The sequence below is a fragment of the Bacteroides sp. OF03-11BH genome (assembly GCF_003604005.1).
GTDB classification, from domain to species: Bacteria; Bacteroidota; Bacteroidia; order Bacteroidales; family Bacteroidaceae; genus Bacteroides; species Bacteroides ovatus.
In genome coordinates this window covers 63224-88437 of sequence record NZ_QTMW01000018.1, presented here as the reverse complement: position 1 = coordinate 88437, position 25214 = coordinate 63224, and the positions used below count along the sequence as shown (strand labels likewise).

The window sequence follows — 25214 nt, the reverse complement described above, 5'->3', positions numbered from 1 at the left end:
ACATAAAAGATAAGCGTTATGAAAAAGAGAAGGAAAAGAAAAAGCATCGTAGATTTCAGAGCTTCTTTCCCGGACGAAGAAAGCGCAATCAGATACTACGAGAGTGTAAGATGGGCAAATGGAGTGGTTTCGCCATTCGATGAAACATCTAAAGTGTACAAATGCAAGAACGGTAAATATAAGTGCAAGAATACCGGGAAGTACTTCACTTATAGGACTGGTACGTTTTTCGCTAACTCTAAGTTAGGAATGAGAGATTGGTTATACGCTATTATTATGATTGCCAACCGTAAGAACGCTATATCTTCATACCAATTAGCAGATGATTTGGATATTCCACAGAAAACAGCGTGGTATATGCTTCACAGAATAAGAACTGCAATGGCTAAAGAAAACAATCAGAAGTTATCTGGTGAAGTCGAAATAGACGAAACATTTGTAGGTGGAAAGAATATTAATCGCCATAAAGATAAGAAAGTAGAGAAATGTCAAGGACGTAGCTACAAGGATAAAGTTCCTGTATTCGGAATACTTGAAAGAGGTGGGAATCTTTTTGCTAAGGTTGTTCCTAACACCCAAGCAAAGACGCTCGTCCCGATTGTGAAAAAGAATGTTGATGTAGGAAGTTCAGTTTATACCGATGGTTGGAGCTACAAAGGACTAGAGAAGAAATACACGCAAATGTCTGTAGACCACGGCAAACATTTCTACGGAATGATCCTAGTTACTGATGATGGAGAGATAATCGAAATCACAACTAACAGAATAGAAAACGCTTGGTCGGTATTTAAACGAACTATAAAAGGAACATATATCCATATCAGCAAGAAGTATCTACAAAGATACGTTGACGAATTTGTTTTCAGATTTAACACCCGAAAAATTAGCAAATATGAGAGAATTGAATTACTTTTGCAATATGCAGCAGCTTAGATATTATGGCAAATAATAAAGACATAAAGAAAGATAAACCTAAGAAGGAGAAGAAAAAGAGGAAGCCTATCTACGAGATACAAGGCTTCGTCCTCACTATACCCGAAGAAACGCTAAACGAGATGCTGTTAGAAATGAGCAAGAAAAATCCTGAAAAAGAGTAAAAAGGACATATTTTATACCCTAACAAAATTATTTCTTATTAACATCTCGTCCTGTTAGATAAAATTTGTGCGTTTTATCTAAAAATACAACATAAAAGGTGTCTCCGACAACATGTCCAATTATTACAGTCCGATTAAGTATATGAATCCTAGCCCACTTAGCATCTTCTGGAACGCCTTGGGGATATTCAAATTTAGTTCTTTCTTTTTTAGGGAAAGAACCGTATATCGCAAATTTTTGCCCATCAACTTGTTCCAATAAAGGTGAACAACAATAGCCTTGCAAGGTCTTTAATGCAGAACTTAAAAGCCCTGCTTTTTGCCAGTCCTTAAATGATGAAGCATACTTTTGTGAAGTATCTAAATATTGAAAAGAGATTTTAAAATTTTGCGTTTTAGTTGTGTCTTGTACGCTAATCTTTTCCTTATTTAATAATGTTTTTTTATCCTTGCGAAAATTAACCATGTAAATCTTTCTTATAGAAAACACGAGTTGTATCTTTTGATATTAGTACATGGCATCGGTCAGCTTCTCCATAACCAATTCTAGCTTCAAGCCACGGTTTTTCACTATGAGTAGATGCTTCTAATTCTGTTCCGGTCCACGTTGATAGATTAGACAAAATATCCTTTAAAAGTTCTTGTTGAAGAGATGACAATGATGTAAATTCTTTGTCTACATCTTCGCCATTATTAATATATTCAATATCACTATATAATAATGATTTATCTTTAAGTGAATCAAAAACCTTACGACTAACAGGACCATGTACCCATGCTTCAAATTTATCACTAATAAGTTCTTTATCGAAATAAGAAAGATGATATGCGTCGCAATAAAATAATAGTTTTTGTAATTTCAAATGCGACATAGGACCATAATGTTTCAATATATAATTTGATAACATTACGGAATCTATTTTTTGTAAACTGGAAGTAACTCTCATATTTCCTCCTTTTTTTCTGCAAATTAAAACAATTAAATCGAAAGATGTATCGTTCATTAATAAAAATTGGCGATCGCCAACTACATAATTACCAATAAATCCTTATCTTTGCACTAAAGATACGAAAAATTGGGGAGAAATCCAATTTTTTGGAAGAAATAGTGTAGCCTAATCGTCATCAGAATCACCACCTCGGATAACAGAACTAAGGCTATCAGAGAACTTACTCGTTGGGTAAAGTGTACTTCGTCATATACTGACGTGGTGCGCTGCCATTGAGTAAGTGGGCTTGTGGTGAGCCTTGATGACGTATGGCAGTAGCACTACGTCTTTTTTTTTGTGACTTTGCGTATGGTTATTGCTGAATTGGATAGGGATTTATTCACTTTATGTTTAACTATAAAAAGAAAAAGTTATGAAAAAGTTTTTAAGTATGACGCTGTTGCTTACAGCTATGTTTTTAACGTTCTCTGCGTGTTCAAGCGATGATGATGATTTTGATTATCCAATGGACACTCTTTATGGTTCATGGGAAGGTATTAGCATCAATGTTAATGGAGGTTGGGTAAATATAACTGAATATCCATATACAAAATTTGCTTTTTCTATTAAGTTTAATTCAGACGGAACTTATTCTGGTAGAGGATATTTTGGAAATGGGTCTGGAACTTACACTGCAAAAGGAAAAACAATTATTACCTATGTAAATGGGAAAGAGTATCTACGGTATGAAGTTAAATCATTATCAAATAATATTGCAGAACTATCTATGACTGTGGATGGTTCAGGGGAAACTTTAGAAGTAAAAGCCATGAAAAAATAAGAAAAGAGCAAAGAATGTCAATACCATTAATTATTTGTCTAATAATTTGGGGTGGAGTAACATTATTTCGCGGCTTAACCAAGAAATAATAGTTGTATATGTGCAAATAATTTGCTATCTTAGCAACCAATTAATATCGGAGGAAAATCCTCCGGTATAACTTTTAGTTATAATAAACAATGCAGTGTAACTTTAGTGATTACTGCCCTCTGATAATGGTTGACTATCTTTATTTGTAATAACCTGATAATATTGGCTACTATCGTTTGCCATAATTAATATACAATCAATTCAAAGTCTGTGTAGATAGGAAGATGGTCACTGATGCCTCCTTGATATTTCATTCCCTTATAAGTGCGGAAAGGTTCTTTGTCACCATATTTTTCGTCGTCTTTCAGTAAAAAAGGGAGAAGGCATACATTTGCTTTTTCTTCGCTAGTGAAAAAGTGATTTGATTGATTTAATAGCGTGCCTGATACAATCAAGTGGTCGAGTAATCCCCATTCACCACGAAATTTGTAAGAACCGAAGTTTTTTGATTTTGCTTTTCGGGCAAGTAGATGATATAGTTTTAGTGAGGAGGGGGTAACTGTTGAGGCGTTGGCGGAGTCGGTTGTTGAAGCTAGGTCATTGGTTTTAACAGGAGGCGCTTCGGCTTTCAGTATTTTCAGAATGGACTGATTCGTCGGGTAATCGTTGAAATCCCCCATGATAATGGCTTGCGGATGAGAACGAATATTCATAATGCTATCGACTTCCGTACGCAGTATGTGAGCTACATATAAACGATAAGGTTCCGATTCTTTGGCTCCACCCGAACGGCTGGGGAAGTGGCAGACAAATACGTCGAGTGTATCTCCCGCCAGTAGAAGCCCGCTGACGTGTAGCAAATCTCTTGTCGGACGGTGCTGCTTAAACGGAGGAATGGAGATGGAACGGGAAGATAATAGTTTGAATAGATCCCGTTGATAAAGCAAGGCTACGTCAATTCCTCTTAAATCAGGGGAGTTGGTCATTACATAACGATAGCTGAGCTCTTTTAAAGGAGAACGACGGGTAAGGTCACGAAGCACTGTATCATTTTCTACTTCACATAATCCAACTAATGCGGGAGGATTCCATTCGCCAATAGCAGTAATTACACGGGCAACATCAGCCAGTTTTTTCTTATATCTGCTATAATTCCAATGACGTATCGCATCGGGAAGATATTCATGATCGTTCTTCAGACTGTCGTGGTGTGTGTCGAACAGGTTTTCTATGTTCCAACTTACAACACGGAAAGAGATTCTTTCTTGTTGAGAGGAGGCTTGTCTGCCGTGAACCTCTTGTGCAATGATATTGGAAGGAGCGAGGAAACTTACACCTGATAAAATCATAGTAAAAAAGAGTACGATAACAGCTATTCTTTTTTGACTGTTACCATACTCTTCTTTATGTTGACTTATTTGCCCGCTACTTCTTGGCAGGTACATGTGCCAGGATGTCCAACAGGTGTTTCCAGAACTTTTCTACAGTAGGAATAAGCATTCGTTCGTCAGGAGAATGAACACCTGTCAGTGTCGGTCCGAAAGAGATCATATCCAGCGTTGGATATTTATCAAGGAACAGACCACATTCCAATCCTGCATGGATGGCTTTAACTTTCGCATCTACACCAAATAGACGCTTGTAAGATTCGACTGCCACTTCGAGGATAGCCGAGTGCGGATTCGGTTTCCATCCCGGATAACCTTCACCGAACGTAACATTAGCTCCTGCCAGTTGGAATACGGCCCTAACCGTGTTCGCCATATCGTTGCGTGCGGATAGTATCGAGCTTCGCTGACTGGTTTCAATACGGATGATATGATTCGGTTTCATCTTGACAGATGCCAGATTGGTAGACGTTTCCACCAGTCCGGGAATATCCTGGCTCATAGCATATACACCGTGAGGAGCTGCATACAGAGCTTTTAATAAGCGGGTAGTGGTATCCTGGTCGATAGCTATCTTACGGGGAGCTTCCGATTCGAGTACCAACTTTAAGTCAGGTTCTACAACAGATAATTCGTCTTCCATTTCGCTGGTGAAAATATTCAGTTCGGTGCGGACATCATGCTTGGCATCTTCGGGAACTGCACAAATTGCATAAGCCTCGCGGGGAATAGCGTTACGCAGATTACCTCCGTTGATTTCACAAAGGTACAGATCATGTCTGCCAGCCATGCGTGAAAGAAAACGGTTCAGTATTTTGTTGGCATTGCCCCGTCCCAAATGAATGTCACCACCGGAGTGACCGCCTTTCAAACCTTTCACTTCCACCTTGAAGAAGAAATATCCGGCGGGAACTTCTACCTCTTTATACGTAAATTCTGCAACGGAGTCAATACCTCCGGCACATCCGATAAAGATTTCTCCTTCATCTTCCGAATCAAGGTTCAGAAGGATGTCACCGCTCATAAAACCTTCTTGTAGGGCAAAAGCTCCGGTCAGTCCGGTTTCTTCGTCTACGGTAAACAGGCATTCCAGCGGACCGTGCTCAATGCTGTCGTCAGCCAGGATAGCCAGCTCGGTAGCTACACCGATACCGTTGTCGGCTCCGAGGGTTGTGCCTTTGGCTTTCAGCCATTCACCGTCAATTTCCGTTTCGATGGGATCGGTGAGGAAGTCGTGTTGAACATCGTTATTCTTTTCGCACACCATGTCGATATGCGATTGCAGAACGACGGTTTGAAGATTTTCTTTTCCCGGAGTAGCGGGCTTTTTAATCAATACATTGCCGGCTTCGTCCACCTTGGTTTCCAGATTATGTTTTGCTCCGAATGCCTTCAGGTAGGCAATCATTTTCTCTTCCTTCTTCGAAGGGCGTGGCACTTGGCAGATTTCTTCGAAATACTTGAATACGCCAGCCGGCTTTAAGTCTTTTTTTTCCATGCTGTTTCTATTTTATAATAGGAATAGAAGGGTTGTTTTCGCTTCTTCTATTGCTAAATATGGTTAATTTGATTGACTTATCTGAACTCATATCTCATTAAAGCCTATCTTTGCACTCACAAAATTAATAGAAATGGTTGAGACTATACTGATAACTTTGTTAATAGTTGCTATTTCCCTGGTATTATTAGGGGTGAAAGTATTCTTTACGAAGGGTGGGAAGTTCCCGAATGGTCACGTGAGTGGGAATAAAGCGTTGCGTCAGAAAGGAATCGGATGCGCACAGTCGCAAGATCGCGAAGCACAAAAGAAGCCGCGTTTTTCTATTAACGAGTTGGAAAAAGCCTTGAACGATAGTATGAATTAAATTTATTAAAAACAATACTTATTAATTATGAATAGAATGAACTACCTCATGAACGGTTTGGCTGCTCTTGCGTTTATCGTTTTATTTTCACAATGTGCTGGCAAAACTGACAATCAAACTACCAATGCTCCGGCTCAGGCTAATGCCGAACTGTCAGGAATGAAAATTGCCTATGTTGAAATAGATACGCTGCTTGCCAAATACAATTTCTGTATTGACTTGAATGAGGCGATGGTAAAGAAGAGCGAAAACGTTCGTATGACATTGAATCAGAAGGCTACCTCTTTGAACAAGGAAAAGCAAGATTTTCAGAAGAAAGTTGAAAACAATGCTTTCCTGTCACAAGATAGAGCGCAGCAAGAGTACAACCGTCTGGTGAAGTTGGAACAAGATTTGCAAGAGTTGAGCAACAAACTTCAGAATGGTTTGATGGAAGAGAACAACAAGAATAGCTTGCAGTTCCGCGATTCTATCAACGCTTTCCTGAAAGAATATAATAAGACTCACGGATATAGCCTGATCTTCAGCAACACTGGTTTCGATAACCTGCTTTATGCTGACAGCACTTTCAATATTACAAAAGAAATTGTTGACGGGTTGAATGCAAGATATTCACCTGTGAAGAAATAAATGATATAAAACTGTTCCGTTCTTTATAAAAGGACGGAACAGTATCGAATTAAAAAAAGTGATGCCTGTTCAAGACTGAAAAGCTATGAACGGGCTTTTTTTATGACCTTTCTTTTTCTTCTTCCTGTGGAATACGGAAAGCGGTGTAAAGTTCGAGGATGGCAGCAACTGTGAGGCAGGCAATCCATTCATTGCCTCGTGTGGTAAACATAAAGGCTCCGGTCAGGATAAGTGCCAGTGCGCCGAATATCTGCTGAATACGCAGGCGTTTCAATGTTTTGCTCTTTCCTTTGACGGGTGTGTTCACTTGTGCCAATGCGATACATCCGGCTCCAACAGTATATATGTAAGGAGCGTATATCCATCCGGTAATAAACACAGCTGCTCCGGTGAGAGCCATTATGGCGCCTGCGGTGAAAAGGGCGGGTACTAATTGTTTCATTCTTTAATCTTCAAAAACGTAAATATCTTCGTTGGGTTTCTTCATCAGATACTTTTCACGGGCGATCTGTTCGATGGCGTCCGGATTGGTACTTATTTCGTTGAGACGTTTGGTGTTCTCTTCGTAATCTGCCCGGTACTTTTCTATCTCTTCTTTCAACTGGCTGATTTCCCGTTCATATCCGAAACGACGAACCAGGCTGTTCTCGTCCAGAAAGCCAATGATAACAGCAAATGCAACGACCGTAATGAGGTACTTGCGTCTGCATATGAAACTCCAGATACTGATTAGTTTACCCATAATTTCTCCTTTTAATATCTGCAAAGATAAAACTAATAACTTAAAAACTTATCGCTTCGGCTTCAAAACTTCTCTCTTTATCCCTTATTACTTATCACTTTTTTTGTGTACATTTGCAGAATAAGCGAAATTTCAAAAACAGAGAGAATCCCGGATATGGAAAACTATATTGTTTCAGCCCGTAAATACCGTCCGTCCACGTTCGAATCGGTGGTGGGACAGCGGGCGTTGACTACTACGCTGAAAAATGCAATTGCTACCCAAAAACTGGCTCATGCTTATTTGTTTTGCGGACCGCGCGGGGTAGGAAAAACGACTTGCGCGCGTATCTTTGCCAAAACCATTAATTGTATGACGCCTACCGCTGACGGAGAGGCTTGCAATCAGTGTGAGTCATGTGTAGCTTTCAACGAACAGCGGTCATATAATATTCACGAACTCGATGCTGCTTCTAATAACTCGGTGGATGACATTCGCCAGTTGGTGGAGCAAGTGCGTATCCCGCCACAGATTGGTAAGTATAAGGTATATATCATCGACGAGGTGCACATGCTCTCGGCATCTGCTTTCAATGCGTTCCTGAAAACGCTGGAAGAACCTCCCCGTCATGCGATTTTTATTCTGGCTACGACGGAGAAGCATAAGATTCTTCCTACCATTCTTTCACGTTGTCAGATTTATGACTTTAACCGGATAAGCGTGGAAGATACGGTGAATCATCTGTCGTATGTTGCTTCGAAAGAAGGAATCACGGCAGAGCCGGAAGCGCTGAACGTGATAGCCATGAAGGCGGACGGTGGTATGCGTGATGCATTGTCTATCTTCGATCAGGTGGTTAGTTTCACCGGAGGAAATATCACCTATAAGAGTGTGATTGATAATCTGAACGTACTTGATTATGAATATTATTTCCGTCTGACGGATTGCTTCCTCGAAAACAAGGTGAGCGACGCATTGTTGCTTTTCAATGATATATTGAATAAAGGTTTTGACGGAAGTCACTTTATTACCGGATTGTCGTCTCATTTCCGTGACTTGTTGGTCGGGAAAGACCCGGTGACATTGCCTTTACTGGAAGTGGGAGCGAGCATACGCCAACGTTATCAGGAACAGGCGCAGAAATGTCCGTTACCTTTCTTGTACCGGGCTATGAAGCTGTGTAATGAGTGCGATTTGAATTACCGCATCAGCAAAAATAAGCGTTTGCTGGTAGAACTGACCTTGATACAGGTTGCACAGCTTACCACCGAGGGGGATGACGTGAGTGGTGGGCGTGGCCCTAAGAAGACTATAAAACCCGTATTCACTCAGCCTGCCGCAGCACAGCAGCCGCAGGTAGCTTCTGGCACTCAGGTTCAGCAGGCTCCAGTTCATTCGTCTCCGTCTTCAGTTACAACACAGGCTGCTAATGGCACTACTGCCCAGCATCCGCAGGCTTCTGCGGCTGTGCAACCGGGAGCACCGGCTTCTCCTGGTGCGGCTTCGTCTGCTCCGTCACAAGGAGCGGGAGTTGCTCAGACTGCCAAGGAAGAACGAAAAATTCCCGTGATGAAGATGTCCAGCTTGGGGGTATCTATCAAGAATCCGCAGCGTGACCAAGTATCGCAGAATGCGGCTACAACTTATGTTCCTAAGGTGCAACAACCGGAAGAGGATTTTATGTTCAATGACCGGGATTTGAATTATTATTGGCAGGAGTATGCCGGCCAGTTGCCGAAAGAACAGGATGCTCTTGCAAAACGTATGCAGATGCTCCGTCCGGCGTTGCTTAACAACTCAACTACTTTTGAAGTGGTGGTTGATAATGAGTTTGCTGCAAAGGATTTTACAGCTTTGATTCCCGAATTGCAGGATTATCTTCGCGGCAGACTGAAGAACAGTAAAGTGATGATGACAGTGCGGGTAAGTGAGGCAACAGAAACAGTACGTCCTGTGGGACGTGTCGAGAAATTCCAGATGATGGCTCAAAAGAATCAGGCATTGATGCAACTGAAAGATGAGTTCGGGCTGGAATTATATTAATGTACTTACTTCTATCAGATTACCATCCGGATCTCTGAAATAAATACTCCGGATGGCACCCTGCGCACCTTGACGCTGGACTATACCGACTTCTATTTCTATTCCTTTGGATTCTACTTCGACTTTTATTTCCTCTATGTTTCCTTCTGTAAGTAAACAGATGTCCGCACTTCCGAAAGCAGGATGCTTGGCAGTAGGAAGGAACTGTGCTTTTCCTACGTGAAGATTGATTTTCTGATTACCGAACTTGACGGCAAAGCGTTGGTTGCTTGTATCGGCTTCCATTCCCAGGACTTCTGTGTAGAAATGTAGGCTTTTATCTATATCGGACACCGGTATGACGATATGGTCGATATTCTTGATTTTCATATCAATGTAGGCGTTGATTCATGCGGTCTTCATATCCGTCTGAAGGTTTTCTTCCCGGCATGACAATCCACAAGATAATATATATAATCACTCCGGCGAAAGCAGTGAAGAATGTAGCCAATATATATACTATTCTCAATAAAGTAGCATCCCATCCGAAATATTCGGCTATTCCGGCACATACACCTGCAATCATTCGATTGGAAGAGCGGGTTAATTTCTTTTCATTTTCCATGATATACTATGTTCTTTTAATGCAAATGCTACACAAATATAGAGAATATATTTGGTTTATGGGTTAAACGGAAAGATTTATGTATTATTTGTTAGCATTTTAACTTACTTAATTGGGGGTCAACAATAGACCAACAACAAGGAATATTAGGTAGGATTTAGCATGATTTGCTCTCTAAGATGCCTATTTCCTGAAAGCAGAAAACCCTCATAAGTATTTAACTTACAAGGGTTTTTGTTGGGTGGAAGACCGGACTCGAACCGGCGACATTCAGAACCACAATCTTTAACGAGTAGCCTTATAGTGGTCTCAACTGTCAGCAAGTTAAATATCTCCTTGCTAGCTCATTAGTCAACTATTAGTCAACATGATAGTATTGCTACTAATTTGGCTAGCTTCTCCACCATTTTATATGGTGTCAGTGTAACAGGTTTACCTGCTAATCACTGTTAAACTCTAAGGTGCTTTCTTCATTACTTTTGATTTTAATGATTGATGCAAATATAGTGAATATGTTTGGTTCTCCAAACAATCTCTAACTTTATGTTGTAGTTGAACTCTTCTTGCATTACTACTATGCTAGTATCATACTACTAATAGCACTTGGAGTGTGCTAAGTTTCTTCCTTTTGTTTCATAACTAAATCAGTTTAAAGTGTTATCTCAATAGGTCTAAATCTGATTTGTGTATCAATGAAGTAGAGTTTATCATCAATACCATACAGCACATTATTAGGTACTGCATCAAAAACCTCATATTCTGCATTGTGATATTCATCCTCATAGACCATTTCAAAGCCTAATGCTTGCATGTGTTCTGCTATTTCTTCCTCTGTAGCTTCTCTTTTAGCTCTGACATAAGGTTGAACTAACACAGCACAAAACTCATATTGACTGTTATAAGCAAAGCCAATCATCTGATAAGTGACATTGCTAAAGAATAGGTTATGAGCTTCTATCCTAATGAAGAAGTTCTCAAGGTCTTCACCTGCATACTCAAAGTTGTTTAATTTGAATACAACATCTTCATGCCCTGTGAATACTTCATTTTCTCCCCCTTTACTAAGGTAAGATAAAGGGAGAGAGTTAATGTTAATCCATAAGTTATGTTGAGTAGCAAATAGTTTTAGCTCTTCAATTTGCCTTCTCTTATAGCCTTCTGCTGGTTCAACATTTCCTGTTGCTTCTTTTTCTCTTCTAATGAGATTGGTTGCTTCTGCCAAGAGGTTATTGACTTGAGAGTGCTCTCTATCCATTGCTTGTGGAATTCATTAATATAGGTTCTTTCCATACTTTAATCTGTTAAAGTGGTTGATGCAAATGTAGTAAATCAGTCTGATTTATCCAACATTACACTTCTATTTATTTAGAACACCTTCTCTATAGATGAGATGTAGCTATAATGGTAAGGATAACCATAACATAAGTCTTATTGCTTTCATAATTATTCTTTTTTCTTCATTTTAAGATACACCTTGTTGTCTCTTGTTATTATAAGCACTGGAGAATACTCATTAAATAGTGATACTTTTGGATGAAAGTCACCCTCATCATAGTTATTCTTTTCCATAAATAGCATTATATAATCTCTGGCATTATCTATAATAACTCTAGCTGTAAGTTCAGGACTTTTATAATCCATATATGAGAGTTTATACCCTTTATTTTCAACAGAACTTAGATCTACTATATACTTTATTTCAAGAGGTACTATTTTAGCTATATAATTTTGAGTATCTGATGACCCCTGATGGTTATATAGTATAATTGCTGTTACTACAAATCCTATTGCTAATATTATAAGGAGTATTGTTTTTCTTATTTTATTCATAATTGCTTACTATTAGTTTGTTGAAATTAATCACCCACTTGTTCTCCAGTAGAAAGTCAGTTCCAAGCAAGCCATGTACCTGTATGCCACTTTCATCTTCAATGCCTTTAAAGGTATCAAGTAAGGGTCTTACACAGAACTTGGGCTTATAAACCTGACCTTCAAAAGTGAAAGGTAGAGCAACCATATCTACCTTATGCTTAGTTCCTTCTATTCCACTGATATAATAGTCACCAACTGGTTCTACTATATCCTTGAAATATTCTACTACAGTACTGTCTATCAGGCTACAGGTGCTTCCAGTATCCAAGATGAAACAAAGGTATTTATTTTCTATTTTCACATGGATAATAGGAAGTTGTACTTTATTTAAACCATTTATTATAGAGTACATAATGTTAGTCCCAGTTGGAATATTCTTTCTGCCAAACGACTTCTCCTCTCTTATTGATATATCCTTCAATCATTAATGCTTCTCTTTTAATTTCGAAGGAAGCCAATCCTTTTTTGAAGGAAGAGCAATTGTCATATTTACATGGAATCTTTACCTGAAAGGTAGTATCTATATACCCCCAAAGATTGTCTTTTTTAATAGCCGCATAGTTCTCGTTAAATGGTTTTACTTCTTCATATTCTTCTGATATAATATTCATTCTTTTATCAACAAATACCCAATTAGTACTATCTATTTTTACTCCTGCATAACCATTGCCAAATCTTGTTATATCTATTAATGTGCCATCTATTAGATAGTTGCCATTCTCGTCAATGAAATTATAACCTAAATTTAGTTTTCCAAGATGATTATAAGTACAAGCAATTCCATCATTATAGGGATAAATTGTTGTAGTCATGTTGAAGGGAGTACCTATAATTTTACCTGATTTATTGATGATAATGGAAGACTTAGTAAAACTAAATTTGCCATCATCTCTCCTTTTCATCTCTCTGAATTCAACAATAGCCTTACTTTCTCTAAAAGTGGATGCAGAAGAGTATTTACTTTCAATAACAAGATTACCATTAATATCAATATATCCCCATTTAGGTGAATCTCTTAGACCTTTATTTAAAACCTGAACAGCGGCTAATCCTTCAGTAAATTGATATCCATCCTTGTATTGGGGAGTGATAATAGTTTCTCCTTTAGAATTCATATAACCAAATAATTTCGTTATGCTGTCTTGGTATAAAATCCTATCATCAGAACAGCTTAACCATTGTAAATTTAGTTGTTTACCTTTTGATATTAGTTCTTTTATACTATTCCAATCATTCTCAATATTTTCAAATTCATAAATTAGAGTTGTGTCAATAGCTAATTTATTATCTAATGAGATATATCCATATTTGTATCTAATCTTCTTTTGTTCAGATAGTAGATTAATAAATGATGAAGCCTTCTTACTCGTGAGAGTATCGGAAAGTATAACACAAGTGGTATCAACAATAATTAATGCTATTCCTTCATTAAAATATGAGGCATATAAGTATTGTGGCTTTATAACTTCATTACCTAAGCTATCAATGTATCCATATTTTCCATTTTTATATATAGGATATAAATTTGTGGGGACTTGACTACATGAACATAGTACTAAAGTACACCATATTAATAATAAATAGGAACTATAATTTTTCATTTATTCTTTGATTTATGTCATCTATAATAAAAGATAGCATTTGATTAATTTGATTGATATTGCAAGTAAAAGGATAACCATAGCCAGTTTTAGTAATAGCTATGTAACTATTATGAGTTGGATTACTTTCATCGTTTGCAAGTGATAGTTCTGACAAATCTCGAATAATTAGTGAATGTGTTATTGGAATATTATCAACATTCACTACTGGCATAGAGTTAAGAAAGGCTGTTAACTCTTCTGTAATCAAAATTCTTTCCATAATAAATTTCCTTTTGTAGCATACTACAAAAAGAAAGTGTGAGCCTAACCTTATTGGGAGTCCAAGGTATTACCACATACCTACAATCACACAATATAAGGGAAGCCCACACCTAATGGTATGAGTATCCACTACTTACTGCTGTGATTGTTAGTCTTCAAGGTGGTAATTTTAGGACTGTCACAAGTAAGAAGCAAACACTTCTTTTCTAATATGTCTTGTTAAACTTCTATTTCATTAGTTGTCATTTAATTAATACTGTTGCAAAGATAGAACTTTCCAGTAATACTTCATCATTTGACTGCCATAATTTAATAGGTTTCAAAGCATATTAGTACCATAGGTGCAGGCTATATCCTTATTGTACAAAGGTAAGCTTAATTATTTACTTTCTATATGCTAAATTGATAAATAGAGCACCAGTAACTATCAATATTAGCCACTGTAATATCATATCCAATGCTGTCATATATACACTAGTTAAAGCCCCAGTCCATTACAGAACTAGGGCTATCAACAACAATAAAATCACATAGTAAGAGGCATATAACCTCTTAATCCTTAAGTATCATACTGGTGAGGACAAACCCTACCAGAATCAAGATAATCTCACACATAATTCAATCAACATTTAATTTAGTCTAACTTACTAACTATTGCTACAATTCATGTTTACATACTTCACCGAACCTCAAGTGGTTAAGTTATTATAGCAGCACTTCCCTCTATCCTGTAATCAAATACCATCAACCTATATTAGAAGAGGCAGTCAACTTCTATTAAACTGTCCTCTGATTTGCCATTCTGCATCACTTACTTTGTATATATAACATGTAAGAAAGTGAGATTTTCAAAATTTCCCATCATAATGGTATAATAACAGCAGAGGGAGATGGATTTAATAGAAGGTAGGGTAATGTAGACCTTAGAAGGTTAAGTATTTATAGTTTTCCTTCATCATGATAGGAATAGTACTCCTTCTCTGGACTTAAGATTATATGGTCTGCTATATGAATCTCCATGAGTTCTGCTGCCTTCTTGACCTTTTCAGTCAAAACATCATCCAAAGTACTGGGTTTCATGCTTCCAGAAGGGTGATTATGTGCCAATATTACCTGTGTTGCATTAGCCAGTAAGGCAGCTTGTAATATCAACCTTACATCTACATAAGTTGCAGATATTCCACCTTCTGAAATAGGTACTATACCCAGTACTTTGTTAGACTGATTAAGCAGTACCACTTTAAAGCTTTCCTTGTATTCTATAGTGTCATCAGGGAAGCACTTTATCAATAGTTCATAGGTATCCTGTGAACTATTTATCTTGTATCTAGTTGATGATTTGACATTACTTTTATAGCTCAATTGAACCTCTGCTACATTCATTATACTGTCCATAAGATACACTAATTAATGAACCAACTATATTCACTTTCACCATATAAAGCCTTATTAAGTCCTTCTGCCAATTGGGTGGCATTAAGTGACCTGTCCAAGAAGTTATCAATGTAGCTACTTTTATTAGCTCCAGTTAGTAAGTTGTACACATTCCACATGCTGATTTCCCTGCTGTCCAAAAGGGTACTAAAGTTATCATCATTATAATATGCTTTGGTAACTAATCCTATCTGGGTATCAGTCATCAGCATCTGTGGTAACTTCTTCTTCTGGTCTACAGGTAGGTACTGATATAATCTGCATCTACCTAAGAACTGGGCAAATTGGGACTCTCTCATATAGCTATCCTTGTAGGCTGACATATAATACAAGTGTTGGGTTATATTGTACTCTTGGAACAGCCTCATCACTGCATTCAATAGTTCAGTTGTACTCATAACCTTTAATTCTGACCTGTAACCATCTGTTGATACACACATGTTACAGCAGACTAAGTTCTTGAAGCCAATGAATACCTTGAACTTCTCTACACCCTTCTTGCTGTAGAGGTTCTCATGGTTATAAGCTCTAACTCCACCTATGGTTAAATTCAGTCTGTTACCTGCAATATCCTCATATATAGTAGGTATCTCAAAGCAGAACATCATTCTCTCAAAGTAGATGGTTTTATCAGATTCCAGTAGTTGATTCACTGGTTTATGAATAGCTTCCGGTATTCTGCCTTTGATTACATGGCTTACCCTGATGGCAGGTTCTTCTATTCTCTCATTGGAGAACACCTTATTAGCTGCATCCCATACAGTTTCAATGAAACTGGAGTGTGATATAGTAACCTCATTATCTTTAGAGAACACAGGTGTAATACATTCTTCCTTGAGGTACTGCATAGTGACTTCCTTTGTATTAGCTTCAATAAAAGGTAACTTATTGCCTTCTCTGGTGCTTATGGAATCAGCTTTCACAGGATTTGTTGATACAATGCCTGTGCTAATGATTTCTATTGACTCAACTGTTTGAATATAAGGGTTATCCGCCTTATTTCTATTAGGGTATATCAGATTAGCTCTGACTGGTTGCAACTGCATTGTTTCCATATCTAATGTAATTAGGGGTATAGTTAATAGTTGGTTGATTCTTTTGTACCTGAAGTGCTGCTTTCTTCTGCATGAAGTCTGATGTTAACTGTTGATACCATTCAGGATATTGATGGTAAATAGCAGTCAGTTCTTCAATGGTCTTGCTGCTGTTAATCTTACTTCTTATCATCTCCAGATTGACACCATCATTACACCAATCTAATATGATCTGTCCTGTAGCAGGTGTAATGGTAAAGTCTGGCTTACCTATGAACAGGTTTGTCCTGTCTTTAGATGCAATAGTCTGGTGCTTCATGTTGATGTCAAAGACTATGGTAAACTCATAATCAATACCATCCCTCATGACTGCTTTAAGTCCTACTTTCTCTGGTATCATCTTACCATTCTTCTCACTTAGAACATAGTCCTGTTTGCATCTCATAGTGCATATAACATGGCTTCCAGACTGCAATACTTTCTGCATGAAAGCATTGATTCTAGGTGTCACCTTCTGCCAATTAGTGAAGCTGTTACCTTGTAGACCTGCATGGTATTCAAGCAAGTTATCCCAGCACTGTGAGATGCTGTCAATGATGATAACTTCCATGCCTGCACCTTCACATATACCAATGGCTTCCATGTATGTTTCAGGTGTAAAATTATCACTTAGACTTAATACATTATAAGCACCTAAGTGAGCATAAAGGTCTGCACTTCCATGTTCACTGTCAATGATGGCTATCTTAGTCCAGTCATTGCATAAACCATAAGCTAAAAGTAATGCAGAATAGGTCTTTCCACTACCTGCACAACCTTGTAAAGCAAGCTTAATTTTAGCCTGCTTCTTGGATGAAACTCTTAAGTTCAACATATCTGAATAGGGTTAATTGTTATACACAGTCTATAAAGAAAAAAGGAAGCAAGTCCTAATAAACTTGCCTCCTTGAGGTCAACATTGACACCCATCATAGAGTTGCCAGTGTCATAGCTCCACCTTCACCTCTCTGATGCAGCATATAAAACATGTCACCTGTATCAGGTGAACATACTTGAGAGATAACAGGATTGGTAACCTCCCCATTAAGGAACTTGTCACTTACTGCTCCGGTTTCACAGCCATAAACAAAGAAGCACTTCCCTGTATGAGGATTCTGCTTTACTTCAATCTTACTTACTCCCTTTTGAGCCTTGAACTCATTCACTGTCACTGTCTCTAAGAACTTTAACTTTTCCATAATTGTATTTTTATTATTGTTGCAGAGGGGGATATCCCACTCCTAAGGTAAGGGGAGGGAGACTTTGTGACTTAGAGTGCACTTGTAGGTATCAAGTTTACAGAAATTGAAAATAAAAATTATCTGAATTACAGTATGGTAGGAGCAGTAGGGAGTGCTATATATTAGTTATGTACATATACAATAATCCCCTGTCTTCTGGTGTGAAAACAGGGGATATTGGGGTATGTATCATTCATTCATCATTAATAGTATCAAGGTATTGCTTGATTTCATCATCATCTGGTGCATGTGATGTAACTTTGTCTATCCAAGTATTGTAACCCAAGTGAGGGTACAGAAGGACTTGAGTTTCCATGTGTTCAGCCCATACTAGTTTCATTGGAACATCATAGGAAGACCAGATAACCTTTTTCTCAATAAGTAAGTCTCTATACTTTTTATATGTGTTCTTTGCCATATCCAAGTGACTATAAATGAGTTTATCTGATAGGTCTATCCTGAACTCATTGTTAATACAAAGGCAATATAACCCTATCATAACTCCTTTCTCTTCTGGACTTAAAGAACTGTCACTGAATAACTCTGCCCATATAATCCTGAAATTCTTTGGTGGATTAGGTAGATGATAAATATTTCTCTTGACCATATAGCTCTCCTGTATGGTCTCAATTTTAACATAGTTGGTTTCTTTTAATCTGGGAATAAAGGCATCCTTGATATAATCAAGACTGACTCCTGTAGTGCCTGATAGCTGTTCATAAGTGGTATTTGTCACCAGATATTCTTCTCTTTCCTTATAAGGTGCATTAATATACAGACCTGCCAGTAGATAAAGGTCTTTGGGCTTGAAGTATTTGCAAGCTTCAATGGGGATGATGGTGAATTGTTTAACTGTTGTCATTAATTCTGATTTTATAGGGTCAAAATCCACCCCATACTAATAACCTACAGTAATAAAGGATAAGAGCTTATCCTAAAGTAATTAGTATAGGGTGATATTTGACCCTAAGGTTGATTCTGTTGATAGCCAATGCCATATTAGAAGTGTATCACTTCTATAACCATTTGATTATCAGTTGTAAATATAGTAAATAAAGTCTATAACACCAATATCCTTATCATTTATTTGGTCGCATATTAACCTTCTATAACATGAATAGCCTTAACAAATTATTCTCCTTGGTAGCTATCCTGCCAGTATGTTCTTTAAAACCTCTAGGATTCTCATTTCTGATGGTATACTTATTCCCAGATGTTCTGCTAGTGGTATATACTGCCTTCAATAAGACTACATACTTTCTTGGTTTCAGTACCTTGTGTAGATGATACTGGACTATGGGAGTCAGCTTATCTTGTATCTCATTTGCTGAATAACTTCTATTAAGGGTAAAGCATCTTCTTATAGCAACTTTGAAAGGATGCTCTTCATCTAGTGCCCAGTACATGACTGTATTATTAAGGTTCTTGAAGACTACACTGTTACTTGTTCTAATTTCCCATAGTTGATGTAACAGACTATCAAGGTCAACATACCTATATAGCTTGATGAATCTCTCTAAGAATATCTTAGTTTTACTTCTGCAATGTCTAGTATATGAGTACAAGGTATTATCATTCAACTGTCCTGTGGTTGATAATGTTTTGATGTATTTTATGGCATCTTGGATATTGCTGTCTGTTAGTTTATTCTGTGCATCCTTATTGGTTTTCTCTATGATGTTTTGCTCTGGAGATACATCATAGTTCAGGGAGTTGTAGCTAATGATTTTAACCTGTTTCCTTAGTACTTCTTTCAGTGTTTCAGGCATAAAGTATGTGGAGTATAACTCTGTCCTTTCAATGATGTAGTCTATATTGAGGTAGGCAGGTACATCCTTTCCATGTACATCCTTTCTAGTCAAGTTAATTAACTCATTCCCTGCAATTCTTTCCTGTGCTTTCTCTCTTATGGCTTCTTTGATTATTGCAAATAGATCAGTCAAGGTATAATCCCCCTGTGAGATGGTATCTGCTGATTCAAGTACTTTGAGTACCTTTTGGGCTTTGTTTAATAGAGTGGCAGTGTACTTTTCCATACTTTCCATTACTGATACATATCCTAAGGTGTTATATATGATAGTTTCACTAAGTATCCCATTGACCTTTCTGCATCTACCATGTATTTGTGTCATTCTATCTAAGGTTAACATTGAGTGGCTTCTTCTTACATCTGATACAGTGATTAGATGGTAACTATCCTCTATATCTATACCAGTGAAGTAGCAACAGGTGGCAAAGTTAATCCTAGCAGGTAAGGTATTATTGTCCCCCAATTTAGGTGCAAAGTATTCTCCTGCTTCCTTTATGGATGCCTCACTACATAGGATAGCACATTCCTTTCTGGTTTCTTCATCTAGTGATGATATAATGTTTCTTATCTGGAGTATGGAGTTATAGGCAATGAACACCTTCTCTGTAGGATGGGAGATAACCTTTTCTATGACAGCCTGTGTGACATTATCTGTATGTAGTAAGTCTATATTTCTATGGGTATTGTATTTCCATGTTATAGGAAATCTACATTCAGTCTTTAAGTGTGGATTGCTGAACTCCTTCATAGTAGCTGTTACCATACATCTGTTCTTTAATGGGAACATAAGGTAGTAGTCAATCACATTCTCCAATTGAGGTCTAAAGTTGTTGTCAGTCTGGAGAACATCAATCTCATCAATCATAAGGAAGTAGTCTTTATAGTTTTTTCCTATGATACTTAATAGCCTACCTAGACTGTCTGCAACTACTAAAAGTTTCTTGTATCCATCTTTTGCTAGGTATTCCTCAATCTGCTGATTAGTTACCTTTTCCTTTTCACCTTTAATCTCACTACCTACATATAACGTATTAGGATGCTTTGAGTGTTTACCATAAGCCAGAGCCTTAGTAGGAAAGACTATGATTGAGTTTCTCTTTGAGTTTATCTCAAGGGTAGTAGCTCCAATACCTGGTATCTTCTTGTCTATAATACCATGAGGCATCTTATCTATGAAGTCAGCCAGATTCCAGAAGGAGTCACCAACTTCTTCTCTTATTACTTCTGGTGCTCTGCCAAATAGCAAGTTATCCAAACTAGTTATTACTGTATCTTGAGGTATGGTTTTAGTTTCTCCTACTTTTCCAGAGGATAATATCTCAATGTACTCTACAGGTGCATCATGTAAGTCACCATAAGTATTAGGTACTGTCTCTTCTAATTGGTTTTCAACTATGGAAGATTTAACCTCTTTAGAGTGCTCTTCTGATACAGGAGTAGTGCCTAATGTTATAACTTCTGACAGGTTGGTCTTCTCATCAGGAATCTGGAGATTGTATAACTCATCTATGAAACTACTATCAAGTCCTGCTATTTCCTTTGCCAGTTCATCTTCTATGCTCATGTCTCACTTAGTTTGTAATTAGTATATAGATTGTAAGTGAACAAATATACTAAAGAGCCTCCATAATTCAATCAATTACAGAGGTTCTTTTGTGTTAAACTTACTTCACTTCTGGACTAGGCAGCTCACTATAACTACCAAATACATACTCAACCACCTTCTTGTTAGCTTCATTCTCTACCTTGAAGTCTCTTTCAATATAGATGTCAGTGACTTTCATAGCCTCATCAATATGATTCAATGCAGCATGAACTGTATACTTATCTATACCTACTTTATTAACAGCTAATGTAGCCCATGAGTGCCTTGCAGCATAGTATTCCAAATCATCCACTTTCAGTATTTTGCCAATTTGCTTTAACCCAAGATTGATGGCTCTGTTGAAGTTCTTGAAAGTAGAATAGAGATGATAGAAGCAGAACACCTTCTTCTGGGTGTAATCTTCATATTTCTTCATTAAAGGTAGTAAGACAGGAAGAACATCTACTTTCATCTTAGCTTTATCAAGTCTTCTGTCTGTAGTCTTAGTCCTGTAATAGGTAATTGAACCATCTTCCAGTTCACTACAGTTATACAAATCAGCAGAGTTCATCCCTATAAGACAGAAAGAAAGGATAAAGCAATCCTTAGCTAGGTTAAAGGGGCATAACCTTTCCCTGCCATTAGCATTAATGATATAGGGTAATTCCCATATCTTCTTAATTAACTCTGCTGATAATGCTCTCTTCCTAGTTGCTTCCTGCTTTGGTATCACCAAGTTCTCAAAAGGTGAGTTAGGTATCCTAATGAGATTCCTGTCATAATCATTATACTTCTTCTTAGCTTCGTTGAATAGATGTCTGATGCTACCCATATACAGGGATACCATTCTGTTGGAAGGTATTCTCTTACCCTTTCTTTGAAGTTCTGCCACCTGTTTAGCCCTTTTCTTGTGAAGGTATTCCATGAACTCCATCATTAACAACTTGGTAACTTGGTTAGTATTTAATTGGTCCTTTCCTAAGAAGGCAATGAAGGCATTGAGGGCAGTTTGATAATTCCTCTTACCTTTGACCTCTGTAGTTGTTAACCAGTCTTTGCAGAACTGGATAAAGTCAATAGGAGTATTTTTTTCCTTCTCTTTCTGGATATAATCAAGTACATCACTTAAGGTTAAATTGGAAGCCTCCAATGGAAGCCCCATGCATAACTCTTCATAGTATCTGACCAATCTGTCAGCTTCCTTGATGTACTTTGGATTCTTTAACTTGAAGTCCTTAGTCAAGTCTTCTGTTCTTACAAAGATATGAGTAGCCAACCTCTTAACCTCTCTGTTATAGGTTACTCTAATCTTCACATTGAAAGTTCCACCAACTTTCATCTCATTCTTTCTGATTTCTGCCTTGAATGTCAGCATGTTAGGTATTGTGTTTTTCCACCAACAATTAGCCAACAATTGGACTTTAACAGGTTATTTTATACCAGATTTAGCACCTGAATGATACCCCACTACCAAAGAAAAAGTCCTCATAAGTATCTAACTTACAAGGACTTCTCTCTGGGTGGAAGACCGGACTCGAACCGGCGACATTCAGAACCACAATCTGACGCTCTAACCAACTGAACTACATCCACCATGTTTGCGTTTCTCTAACGCGGTGCAAAGATAGATATTATCTTCTAATCTCCAAAAGATTCTGCTATTTTTTTTCGAAAAAATTCTGCTAAAATATGCCGAATAGCTAAAAATGAGCGATTTACAAGTGTTTCACCTCAATAGAGGTAATGACTTGGTAATAGTTTTAACTTCTGTATTATACATAAGTTTGCATTACTTGTCAAACAACTCTTTTCGGTGACAAAGGTACAACATTTATGTGGATTGATGAAAATCATATCCATTTTTTAGATTTTATTTTCAGTTGCTGCCATATACGTAACTACTCAACACCCCTTGGATGTGTCAAATCCGCAAAATATTGATGATTTTGGCTATATTTATGCTACAAAATAGGCTATTATGTCAAATGAGTACTTGAAATTCATTTTTAGGGGCTGAGTAGTAACAAGAACATCTGAGACCTACAGAGAATGAACCGCCAACCTGTGGGGAGGGATATATAGAAAAATGCTTCCATACTGCGAAAGTACGGAAGCATTTGTATGGGGGAAAAGACAAAGGTCTTTATACGGATTATTTATTCTACGGTGAATGTTGTTACTTTCATTCCGTTTTTTGTGTTTTCATGATTAGGATCGCCAATGACTATACCATACTCACCTGCAGTAAGGTCTTCCAAAACTATATAGTAAGAACTCTCACCATATTTCTTGGCTTTATATTCAACACTTGAAAGGTTGTTACTCTCAGTCTTTGACAAAGTACCAGCCTCTGCCAACTGGTATCTACGCTCTTTACCTTTAACTTCAAACTTAAAAATAGAAATAAAAGAGTTAGGATCTGTCTTGTTATCTGCTGCTTTTATTATAAGACGAGTTGTTGAACCACCAACAGCTTTACTGGTTGACTTAATACCCTTAAGTGTCAATCTTGATTTTACCTTACCAATACCTGTAAGATAAAGGCTTGCTCCTGCCTTTGTTTTAATAGTACCATTCTCACGAGACAATTTAACACCTTGGCTATCAGAAGTCAGAAGAAGTGTCTCTTCTGCAAACTCTGGCTCTGTTACTGTTATGGACTGAGCCATCAGACCAGTAACCGATGTTAAAATTACAATTAAAGATAGAATCAGTTTTTTCATAAAATGATAATTTTAAATATTTATTTACAAAAATACAATAAACCCTTCACACTATCACATCTACGCAAGTTAAGTTATGTTAATTTTTAAAAATCATAAGAAATACCCTCCACTCTCCTTCTTATTTTTATATCCATAATCTTCGAAGAGTTTTGCGGTGTCTGACTATTTCCATTCATCAAAAACGTTGCCTTTGGCTAAACGTATGCTGTTGACGATGTCGATGATGCTTGGTATCGGGTATTCGCTCTATCGGCATCATCCTCTGTGCGGAGAAAGACCGTGTGGAAGTGGAGCTTGCCCTTGAAGACATGGGCAAGCCAATAGGAGTGGCTGACTATAAACTGATTGTGCCAAAGAAAGAATTAGAGGAAGTACTCACCAATGAGATTAAAAAGTTCGGTGAGGAGATTTTGAAAAACTAAAAAGTTTAGGGATGTTCCTTGAATGGAGCATCCCTTTATAGTAATACACCAATTCGGGTTTTGTAGCTAATTGTTTTGCTTATAAAGATAGGATGCTTTTCTTTAACTGCCAAAGAAAAAGAATATTATTAACACAATTATATAGATATATAACAAAGTTTAGCATATAATGGCAGTAATTGCAGTTGGTATACTCATTTTCTGCGACCATCGGGAGCAAAAATTCTCCATCCTCATGGTGGAGCGAGGAGTTTTGGGGTTCCCGAAACATAACCTCGCTCCCTCCTCTAAGAACAAAAGACGAGATATTTGCCTTTCGGCTTTCCATGCCCAAGGTTGCAGACCTTAATTCTCTCAATTTGCGCCAAACATCAAAGCTGCCACATTGAAAGAACAAGGTCACAGACACAAGCTACTTTGTACATGGAGTTTGCAAAGGAAAAGGTGATATTTTCAGTGTGAAACTTGCCAAGTGTTTCAGTTGTGTGTTGTTGATTTCCTTTGTGAACTATGCCGAGTGTGTTATGTGTGCTGTGTGTTCTCGGTATAGTCTGCATAAATCTAATGCCATGCTAAAACACTGCGGAGGTTCGCCCAAGTGGCTGGAGGCGCAAAGCCTCCAAGGAACGTTGCTGCAACCATTTCGGAGAATAGAGCGGTTGCCAATTAATCCACAAGCACATTTTACAGCGTACCAAGTGAGGGCATGTAAAACGTTGAATTGTTGAAGATAGGTGTTATCTTTATGAGAACCAACCACTTATACCCTCAACAAACTCTCAACAAATAGCTCTACACAACAAATTACTGGGCAAAAAAGAAAGAAAGGAATGGTGTTCATGGTTTTCTCTTTTCAACATTATCTTTCTTTTGTTGAGAGATTTGTTGAGAATATGTTGAGCCGTAAATGCCTGATGTTCAATACTTCTTTCATCATATTCAACAATTCAACAAAAATAAGGGGTGTTTTGTCCGTCATTTTTATGAACAGAACTCATCCCCCTACAAGTAAGAATGTCATGCTTATGCTTCAGTACT

At 37.6% G+C, this 25214-nt stretch carries 28 protein-coding genes and 1 tRNA gene; 7 read left to right on the top strand and 22 right to left on the bottom strand.

What is annotated here, in order from left to right; translation table 11 throughout:
* The first annotated feature begins 18 nt into the window (after window positions 1–18).
* Entirely contained in the window at window positions 19–933 is a 915-nt protein-coding gene (locus DXA54_RS14890; RefSeq protein ID WP_120079881.1) for an IS1595 family transposase, read from the top strand.
* A gap of 5 nt (window positions 934–938) precedes the next feature.
* Window positions 939–1097 carry a hypothetical protein gene (locus DXA54_RS28220; protein ID WP_165863249.1) on the top strand — a complete coding sequence of 53 codons (159 nt, stop codon included), beginning with the start codon at window positions 939–941 and terminating at the stop codon, window positions 1095–1097.
* A 28-nt stretch (window positions 1098–1125) separates the two neighbouring features.
* On the opposite strand, the gene DXA54_RS14885 is transcribed toward DXA54_RS28220, so the two are convergent.
* Window positions 1126–1563 (bottom strand): hypothetical protein, encoded by a 438-nt coding sequence (locus tag DXA54_RS14885; protein ID WP_120079879.1) that lies wholly within the window; start codon window positions 1561–1563, stop codon window positions 1126–1128.
* Window positions 1556–2044: a Panacea domain-containing protein gene (locus DXA54_RS14880; protein WP_165863248.1), complete on the bottom strand. Its 489-nt coding sequence runs from the start codon at window positions 2042–2044 to the stop codon at window positions 1556–1558. Before DXA54_RS14880 ends, DXA54_RS14885 begins: the two co-directional genes overlap by 8 nt.
* Window positions 2045–2459: 415 nt before the next feature.
* Between DXA54_RS14880 and DXA54_RS14875 the strand changes: the two genes are divergently transcribed.
* Window positions 2460–2867: a lipocalin family protein gene (locus DXA54_RS14875; protein ID WP_120079875.1), complete on the top strand. Its 408-nt coding sequence runs from the start codon at window positions 2460–2462 to the stop codon at window positions 2865–2867.
* Window positions 2868–3142: 275 nt separating this feature from the next.
* Here the strand turns inward: DXA54_RS14875 and DXA54_RS14870 are convergent, their stop codons facing one another.
* A complete protein-coding gene (locus DXA54_RS14870) occupies window positions 3143–4342 on the bottom strand; it encodes an endonuclease (protein WP_004300807.1) in 1200 nt (399 codons plus the stop codon).
* Complete coding sequence (locus DXA54_RS14865) at window positions 4323–5783, bottom strand: aminoacyl-histidine dipeptidase (protein WP_004300806.1); 1461 nt, start codon at window positions 5781–5783, stop codon at window positions 4323–4325. Before DXA54_RS14865 ends, DXA54_RS14870 begins: the two co-directional genes overlap by 20 nt.
* A 133-nt stretch (window positions 5784–5916) precedes the next feature.
* On the opposite strand from DXA54_RS14865, the gene DXA54_RS14860 reads away from it, so the two are divergent.
* Both DXA54_RS14860 and DXA54_RS14855 read left to right on the top strand, forming a co-directional pair.
* On the top strand, window positions 5917–6150 hold the full coding sequence (locus tag DXA54_RS14860) for a hypothetical protein (protein ID WP_004300805.1): 234 nt from the start codon (window positions 5917–5919) through the stop codon (window positions 6148–6150).
* Between the two features lie 27 nt (window positions 6151–6177).
* Entirely contained in the window at window positions 6178–6780 is a 603-nt protein-coding gene (locus tag DXA54_RS14855; protein WP_004300804.1) for an OmpH family outer membrane protein, read from the top strand.
* A gap of 100 nt (window positions 6781–6880) precedes the next feature.
* On the opposite strand, the gene DXA54_RS14850 is transcribed toward DXA54_RS14855, so the two are convergent.
* Complete coding sequence (locus tag DXA54_RS14850; protein WP_008774759.1) at window positions 6881–7222, bottom strand: hypothetical protein; 342 nt, start codon at window positions 7220–7222, stop codon at window positions 6881–6883.
* Window positions 7223–7225: 3 nt separating this feature from the next.
* The gene (locus DXA54_RS14845) at window positions 7226–7522 is read right to left on the bottom strand and encodes an FtsB family cell division protein (protein WP_004300802.1); all 297 of its coding nucleotides are present in this window, start codon (window positions 7520–7522) and stop codon (window positions 7226–7228) included.
* Between the two features lie 156 nt (window positions 7523–7678).
* On the opposite strand from DXA54_RS14845, the gene DXA54_RS14840 reads away from it, so the two are divergent.
* Window positions 7679–9544, top strand: a complete 1866-nt coding sequence (locus DXA54_RS14840) for a DNA polymerase III subunit gamma/tau (RefSeq protein WP_004311380.1) — start codon at window positions 7679–7681, stop codon at window positions 9542–9544.
* Here the strand turns inward: DXA54_RS14840 and DXA54_RS14835 are convergent.
* The 16 genes from DXA54_RS14835 to DXA54_RS14760 form a co-directional block, all read right to left on the bottom strand.
* Window positions 9536–9913 (bottom strand): VOC family protein, encoded by a 378-nt coding sequence (locus DXA54_RS14835; protein ID WP_004311379.1) that lies wholly within the window; start codon window positions 9911–9913, stop codon window positions 9536–9538. The genes DXA54_RS14840 and DXA54_RS14835 overlap by 9 nt on opposite strands.
* 1 nt (window position 9914) lies before the next feature.
* A complete protein-coding gene (locus DXA54_RS14830) occupies window positions 9915–10148 on the bottom strand; it encodes a PspC domain-containing protein (protein ID WP_004300799.1) in 234 nt (77 codons plus the stop codon).
* Between the two features lie 649 nt (window positions 10149–10797).
* A complete protein-coding gene (locus DXA54_RS14825; RefSeq protein WP_022199244.1) occupies window positions 10798–11403 on the bottom strand; it encodes a hypothetical protein in 606 nt (201 codons plus the stop codon).
* A gap of 188 nt (window positions 11404–11591) precedes the next feature.
* The gene (locus DXA54_RS14820) at window positions 11592–11978 is read right to left on the bottom strand and encodes a hypothetical protein (protein ID WP_022199243.1); all 387 of its coding nucleotides are present in this window, start codon (window positions 11976–11978) and stop codon (window positions 11592–11594) included.
* Window positions 11971–12372 carry an aspartyl protease family protein gene (locus DXA54_RS14815; protein ID WP_004312356.1) on the bottom strand — a complete coding sequence of 134 codons (402 nt, stop codon included), beginning with the start codon at window positions 12370–12372 and terminating at the stop codon, window positions 11971–11973. Before DXA54_RS14815 ends, DXA54_RS14820 begins: the two co-directional genes overlap by 8 nt.
* 4 nt (window positions 12373–12376) lie before the next feature.
* Window positions 12377–13621: a WG repeat-containing protein gene (locus DXA54_RS14810; RefSeq protein WP_022199242.1), complete on the bottom strand. Its 1245-nt coding sequence runs from the start codon at window positions 13619–13621 to the stop codon at window positions 12377–12379.
* The gene (locus tag DXA54_RS14805; RefSeq protein WP_022199241.1) at window positions 13608–13883 is read right to left on the bottom strand and encodes a hypothetical protein; all 276 of its coding nucleotides are present in this window, start codon (window positions 13881–13883) and stop codon (window positions 13608–13610) included. The genes DXA54_RS14810 and DXA54_RS14805 overlap by 14 nt, the downstream gene beginning before the upstream one ends.
* Window positions 13884–14824: 941 nt before the next feature.
* Window positions 14825–15280 (bottom strand): JAB domain-containing protein, encoded by a 456-nt coding sequence (locus DXA54_RS14800; protein WP_117512105.1) that lies wholly within the window; start codon window positions 15278–15280, stop codon window positions 14825–14827.
* An 8-nt stretch (window positions 15281–15288) separates the two neighbouring features.
* Window positions 15289–16374 carry a DUF3871 family protein gene (locus DXA54_RS14795; protein WP_120079873.1) on the bottom strand — a complete coding sequence of 362 codons (1086 nt, stop codon included), beginning with the start codon at window positions 16372–16374 and terminating at the stop codon, window positions 15289–15291.
* On the bottom strand, window positions 16340–17227 hold the full coding sequence (locus DXA54_RS14790; protein ID WP_120079871.1) for an AAA family ATPase: 888 nt from the start codon (window positions 17225–17227) through the stop codon (window positions 16340–16342). The genes DXA54_RS14795 and DXA54_RS14790 overlap by 35 nt, the downstream gene beginning before the upstream one ends.
* A gap of 94 nt (window positions 17228–17321) precedes the next feature.
* Window positions 17322–17591, bottom strand: a complete 270-nt coding sequence (locus DXA54_RS14785; protein ID WP_049702625.1) for a hypothetical protein — start codon at window positions 17589–17591, stop codon at window positions 17322–17324.
* Between the two features lie 235 nt (window positions 17592–17826).
* Complete coding sequence (locus tag DXA54_RS14780) at window positions 17827–18495, bottom strand: hypothetical protein (RefSeq protein ID WP_032856307.1); 669 nt, start codon at window positions 18493–18495, stop codon at window positions 17827–17829.
* 244 nt (window positions 18496–18739) lie between these two features.
* Complete coding sequence (locus DXA54_RS14775; protein ID WP_022199237.1) at window positions 18740–21007, bottom strand: DEAD/DEAH box helicase; 2268 nt, start codon at window positions 21005–21007, stop codon at window positions 18740–18742.
* A 100-nt stretch (window positions 21008–21107) separates the two neighbouring features.
* Window positions 21108–22403 (bottom strand): phage integrase SAM-like domain-containing protein, encoded by a 1296-nt coding sequence (locus tag DXA54_RS14770; protein WP_120079869.1) that lies wholly within the window; start codon window positions 22401–22403, stop codon window positions 21108–21110.
* A gap of 143 nt (window positions 22404–22546) precedes the next feature.
* Window positions 22547–22622: transfer RNA gene (locus DXA54_RS14765), tRNA-His, on the bottom strand.
* Between the two features lie 562 nt (window positions 22623–23184).
* Window positions 23185–23697 carry a hypothetical protein gene (locus tag DXA54_RS14760; RefSeq protein ID WP_371682954.1) on the bottom strand — a complete coding sequence of 171 codons (513 nt, stop codon included), beginning with the start codon at window positions 23695–23697 and terminating at the stop codon, window positions 23185–23187.
* 284 nt (window positions 23698–23981) lie between these two features.
* On the opposite strand from DXA54_RS14760, the gene DXA54_RS14755 reads away from it, so the two are divergent.
* Window positions 23982–24176 carry a PDDEXK nuclease domain-containing protein gene (locus DXA54_RS14755; RefSeq protein WP_371682952.1) on the top strand — a complete coding sequence of 65 codons (195 nt, stop codon included), beginning with the start codon at window positions 23982–23984 and terminating at the stop codon, window positions 24174–24176.
* The last annotated feature ends 1038 nt before the right edge of the window (window positions 24177–25214 follow it).

What these genes read in the sequence shown, in the direction of transcription:
- DXA54_RS14890 (WP_120079881.1), top strand. Translation starts at nt 19, where the DNA reads ATGAAAAAGAGAAGGAAAAGAAAAAGCATCGTAGATTTCAGAGCTTCT.
- DXA54_RS28220 (WP_165863249.1), top strand. Translation starts at nt 939, where the DNA reads ATGGCAAATAATAAAGACATAAAGAAAGATAAACCTAAGAAGGAGAAG.
- DXA54_RS14885 (WP_120079879.1), bottom strand. Translation starts at nt 1,563, where the DNA reads ATGGTTAATTTTCGCAAGGATAAAAAAACATTATTAAATAAGGAAAAG.
- DXA54_RS14880 (WP_165863248.1), bottom strand. Translation starts at nt 2,044, where the DNA reads ATGAGAGTTACTTCCAGTTTACAAAAAATAGATTCCGTAATGTTATCA.
- DXA54_RS14875 (WP_120079875.1), top strand. Translation starts at nt 2,460, where the DNA reads ATGAAAAAGTTTTTAAGTATGACGCTGTTGCTTACAGCTATGTTTTTA.
- DXA54_RS14870 (WP_004300807.1), bottom strand. Translation starts at nt 4,342, where the DNA reads ATGTACCTGCCAAGAAGTAGCGGGCAAATAAGTCAACATAAAGAAGAG.
- DXA54_RS14865 (WP_004300806.1), bottom strand. Translation starts at nt 5,783, where the DNA reads ATGGAAAAAAAAGACTTAAAGCCGGCTGGCGTATTCAAGTATTTCGAA.
- DXA54_RS14860 (WP_004300805.1), top strand. Translation starts at nt 5,917, where the DNA reads ATGGTTGAGACTATACTGATAACTTTGTTAATAGTTGCTATTTCCCTG.
- DXA54_RS14855 (WP_004300804.1), top strand. Translation starts at nt 6,178, where the DNA reads ATGAATAGAATGAACTACCTCATGAACGGTTTGGCTGCTCTTGCGTTT.
- DXA54_RS14850 (WP_008774759.1), bottom strand. Translation starts at nt 7,222, where the DNA reads ATGAAACAATTAGTACCCGCCCTTTTCACCGCAGGCGCCATAATGGCT.
- DXA54_RS14845 (WP_004300802.1), bottom strand. Translation starts at nt 7,522, where the DNA reads ATGGGTAAACTAATCAGTATCTGGAGTTTCATATGCAGACGCAAGTAC.
- DXA54_RS14840 (WP_004311380.1), top strand. Translation starts at nt 7,679, where the DNA reads ATGGAAAACTATATTGTTTCAGCCCGTAAATACCGTCCGTCCACGTTC.
- DXA54_RS14835 (WP_004311379.1), bottom strand. Translation starts at nt 9,913, where the DNA reads ATGAAAATCAAGAATATCGACCATATCGTCATACCGGTGTCCGATATA.
- DXA54_RS14830 (WP_004300799.1), bottom strand. Translation starts at nt 10,148, where the DNA reads ATGGAAAATGAAAAGAAATTAACCCGCTCTTCCAATCGAATGATTGCA.
- DXA54_RS14825 (WP_022199244.1), bottom strand. Translation starts at nt 11,403, where the DNA reads ATGGATAGAGAGCACTCTCAAGTCAATAACCTCTTGGCAGAAGCAACC.
- DXA54_RS14820 (WP_022199243.1), bottom strand. Translation starts at nt 11,978, where the DNA reads ATGAATAAAATAAGAAAAACAATACTCCTTATAATATTAGCAATAGGA.
- DXA54_RS14815 (WP_004312356.1), bottom strand. Translation starts at nt 12,372, where the DNA reads ATGTACTCTATAATAAATGGTTTAAATAAAGTACAACTTCCTATTATC.
- DXA54_RS14810 (WP_022199242.1), bottom strand. Translation starts at nt 13,621, where the DNA reads ATGAAAAATTATAGTTCCTATTTATTATTAATATGGTGTACTTTAGTA.
- DXA54_RS14805 (WP_022199241.1), bottom strand. Translation starts at nt 13,883, where the DNA reads ATGGAAAGAATTTTGATTACAGAAGAGTTAACAGCCTTTCTTAACTCT.
- DXA54_RS14800 (WP_117512105.1), bottom strand. Translation starts at nt 15,280, where the DNA reads ATGGACAGTATAATGAATGTAGCAGAGGTTCAATTGAGCTATAAAAGT.
- DXA54_RS14795 (WP_120079873.1), bottom strand. Translation starts at nt 16,374, where the DNA reads ATGGAAACAATGCAGTTGCAACCAGTCAGAGCTAATCTGATATACCCT.
- DXA54_RS14790 (WP_120079871.1), bottom strand. Translation starts at nt 17,227, where the DNA reads ATGTTGAACTTAAGAGTTTCATCCAAGAAGCAGGCTAAAATTAAGCTT.
- DXA54_RS14785 (WP_049702625.1), bottom strand. Translation starts at nt 17,591, where the DNA reads ATGGAAAAGTTAAAGTTCTTAGAGACAGTGACAGTGAATGAGTTCAAG.
- DXA54_RS14780 (WP_032856307.1), bottom strand. Translation starts at nt 18,495, where the DNA reads ATGACAACAGTTAAACAATTCACCATCATCCCCATTGAAGCTTGCAAA.
- DXA54_RS14775 (WP_022199237.1), bottom strand. Translation starts at nt 21,007, where the DNA reads ATGAGCATAGAAGATGAACTGGCAAAGGAAATAGCAGGACTTGATAGT.
- DXA54_RS14770 (WP_120079869.1), bottom strand. Translation starts at nt 22,403, where the DNA reads ATGCTGACATTCAAGGCAGAAATCAGAAAGAATGAGATGAAAGTTGGT.
- DXA54_RS14760 (WP_371682954.1), bottom strand. Translation starts at nt 23,697, where the DNA reads ATGGCTCAGTCCATAACAGTAACAGAGCCAGAGTTTGCAGAAGAGACA.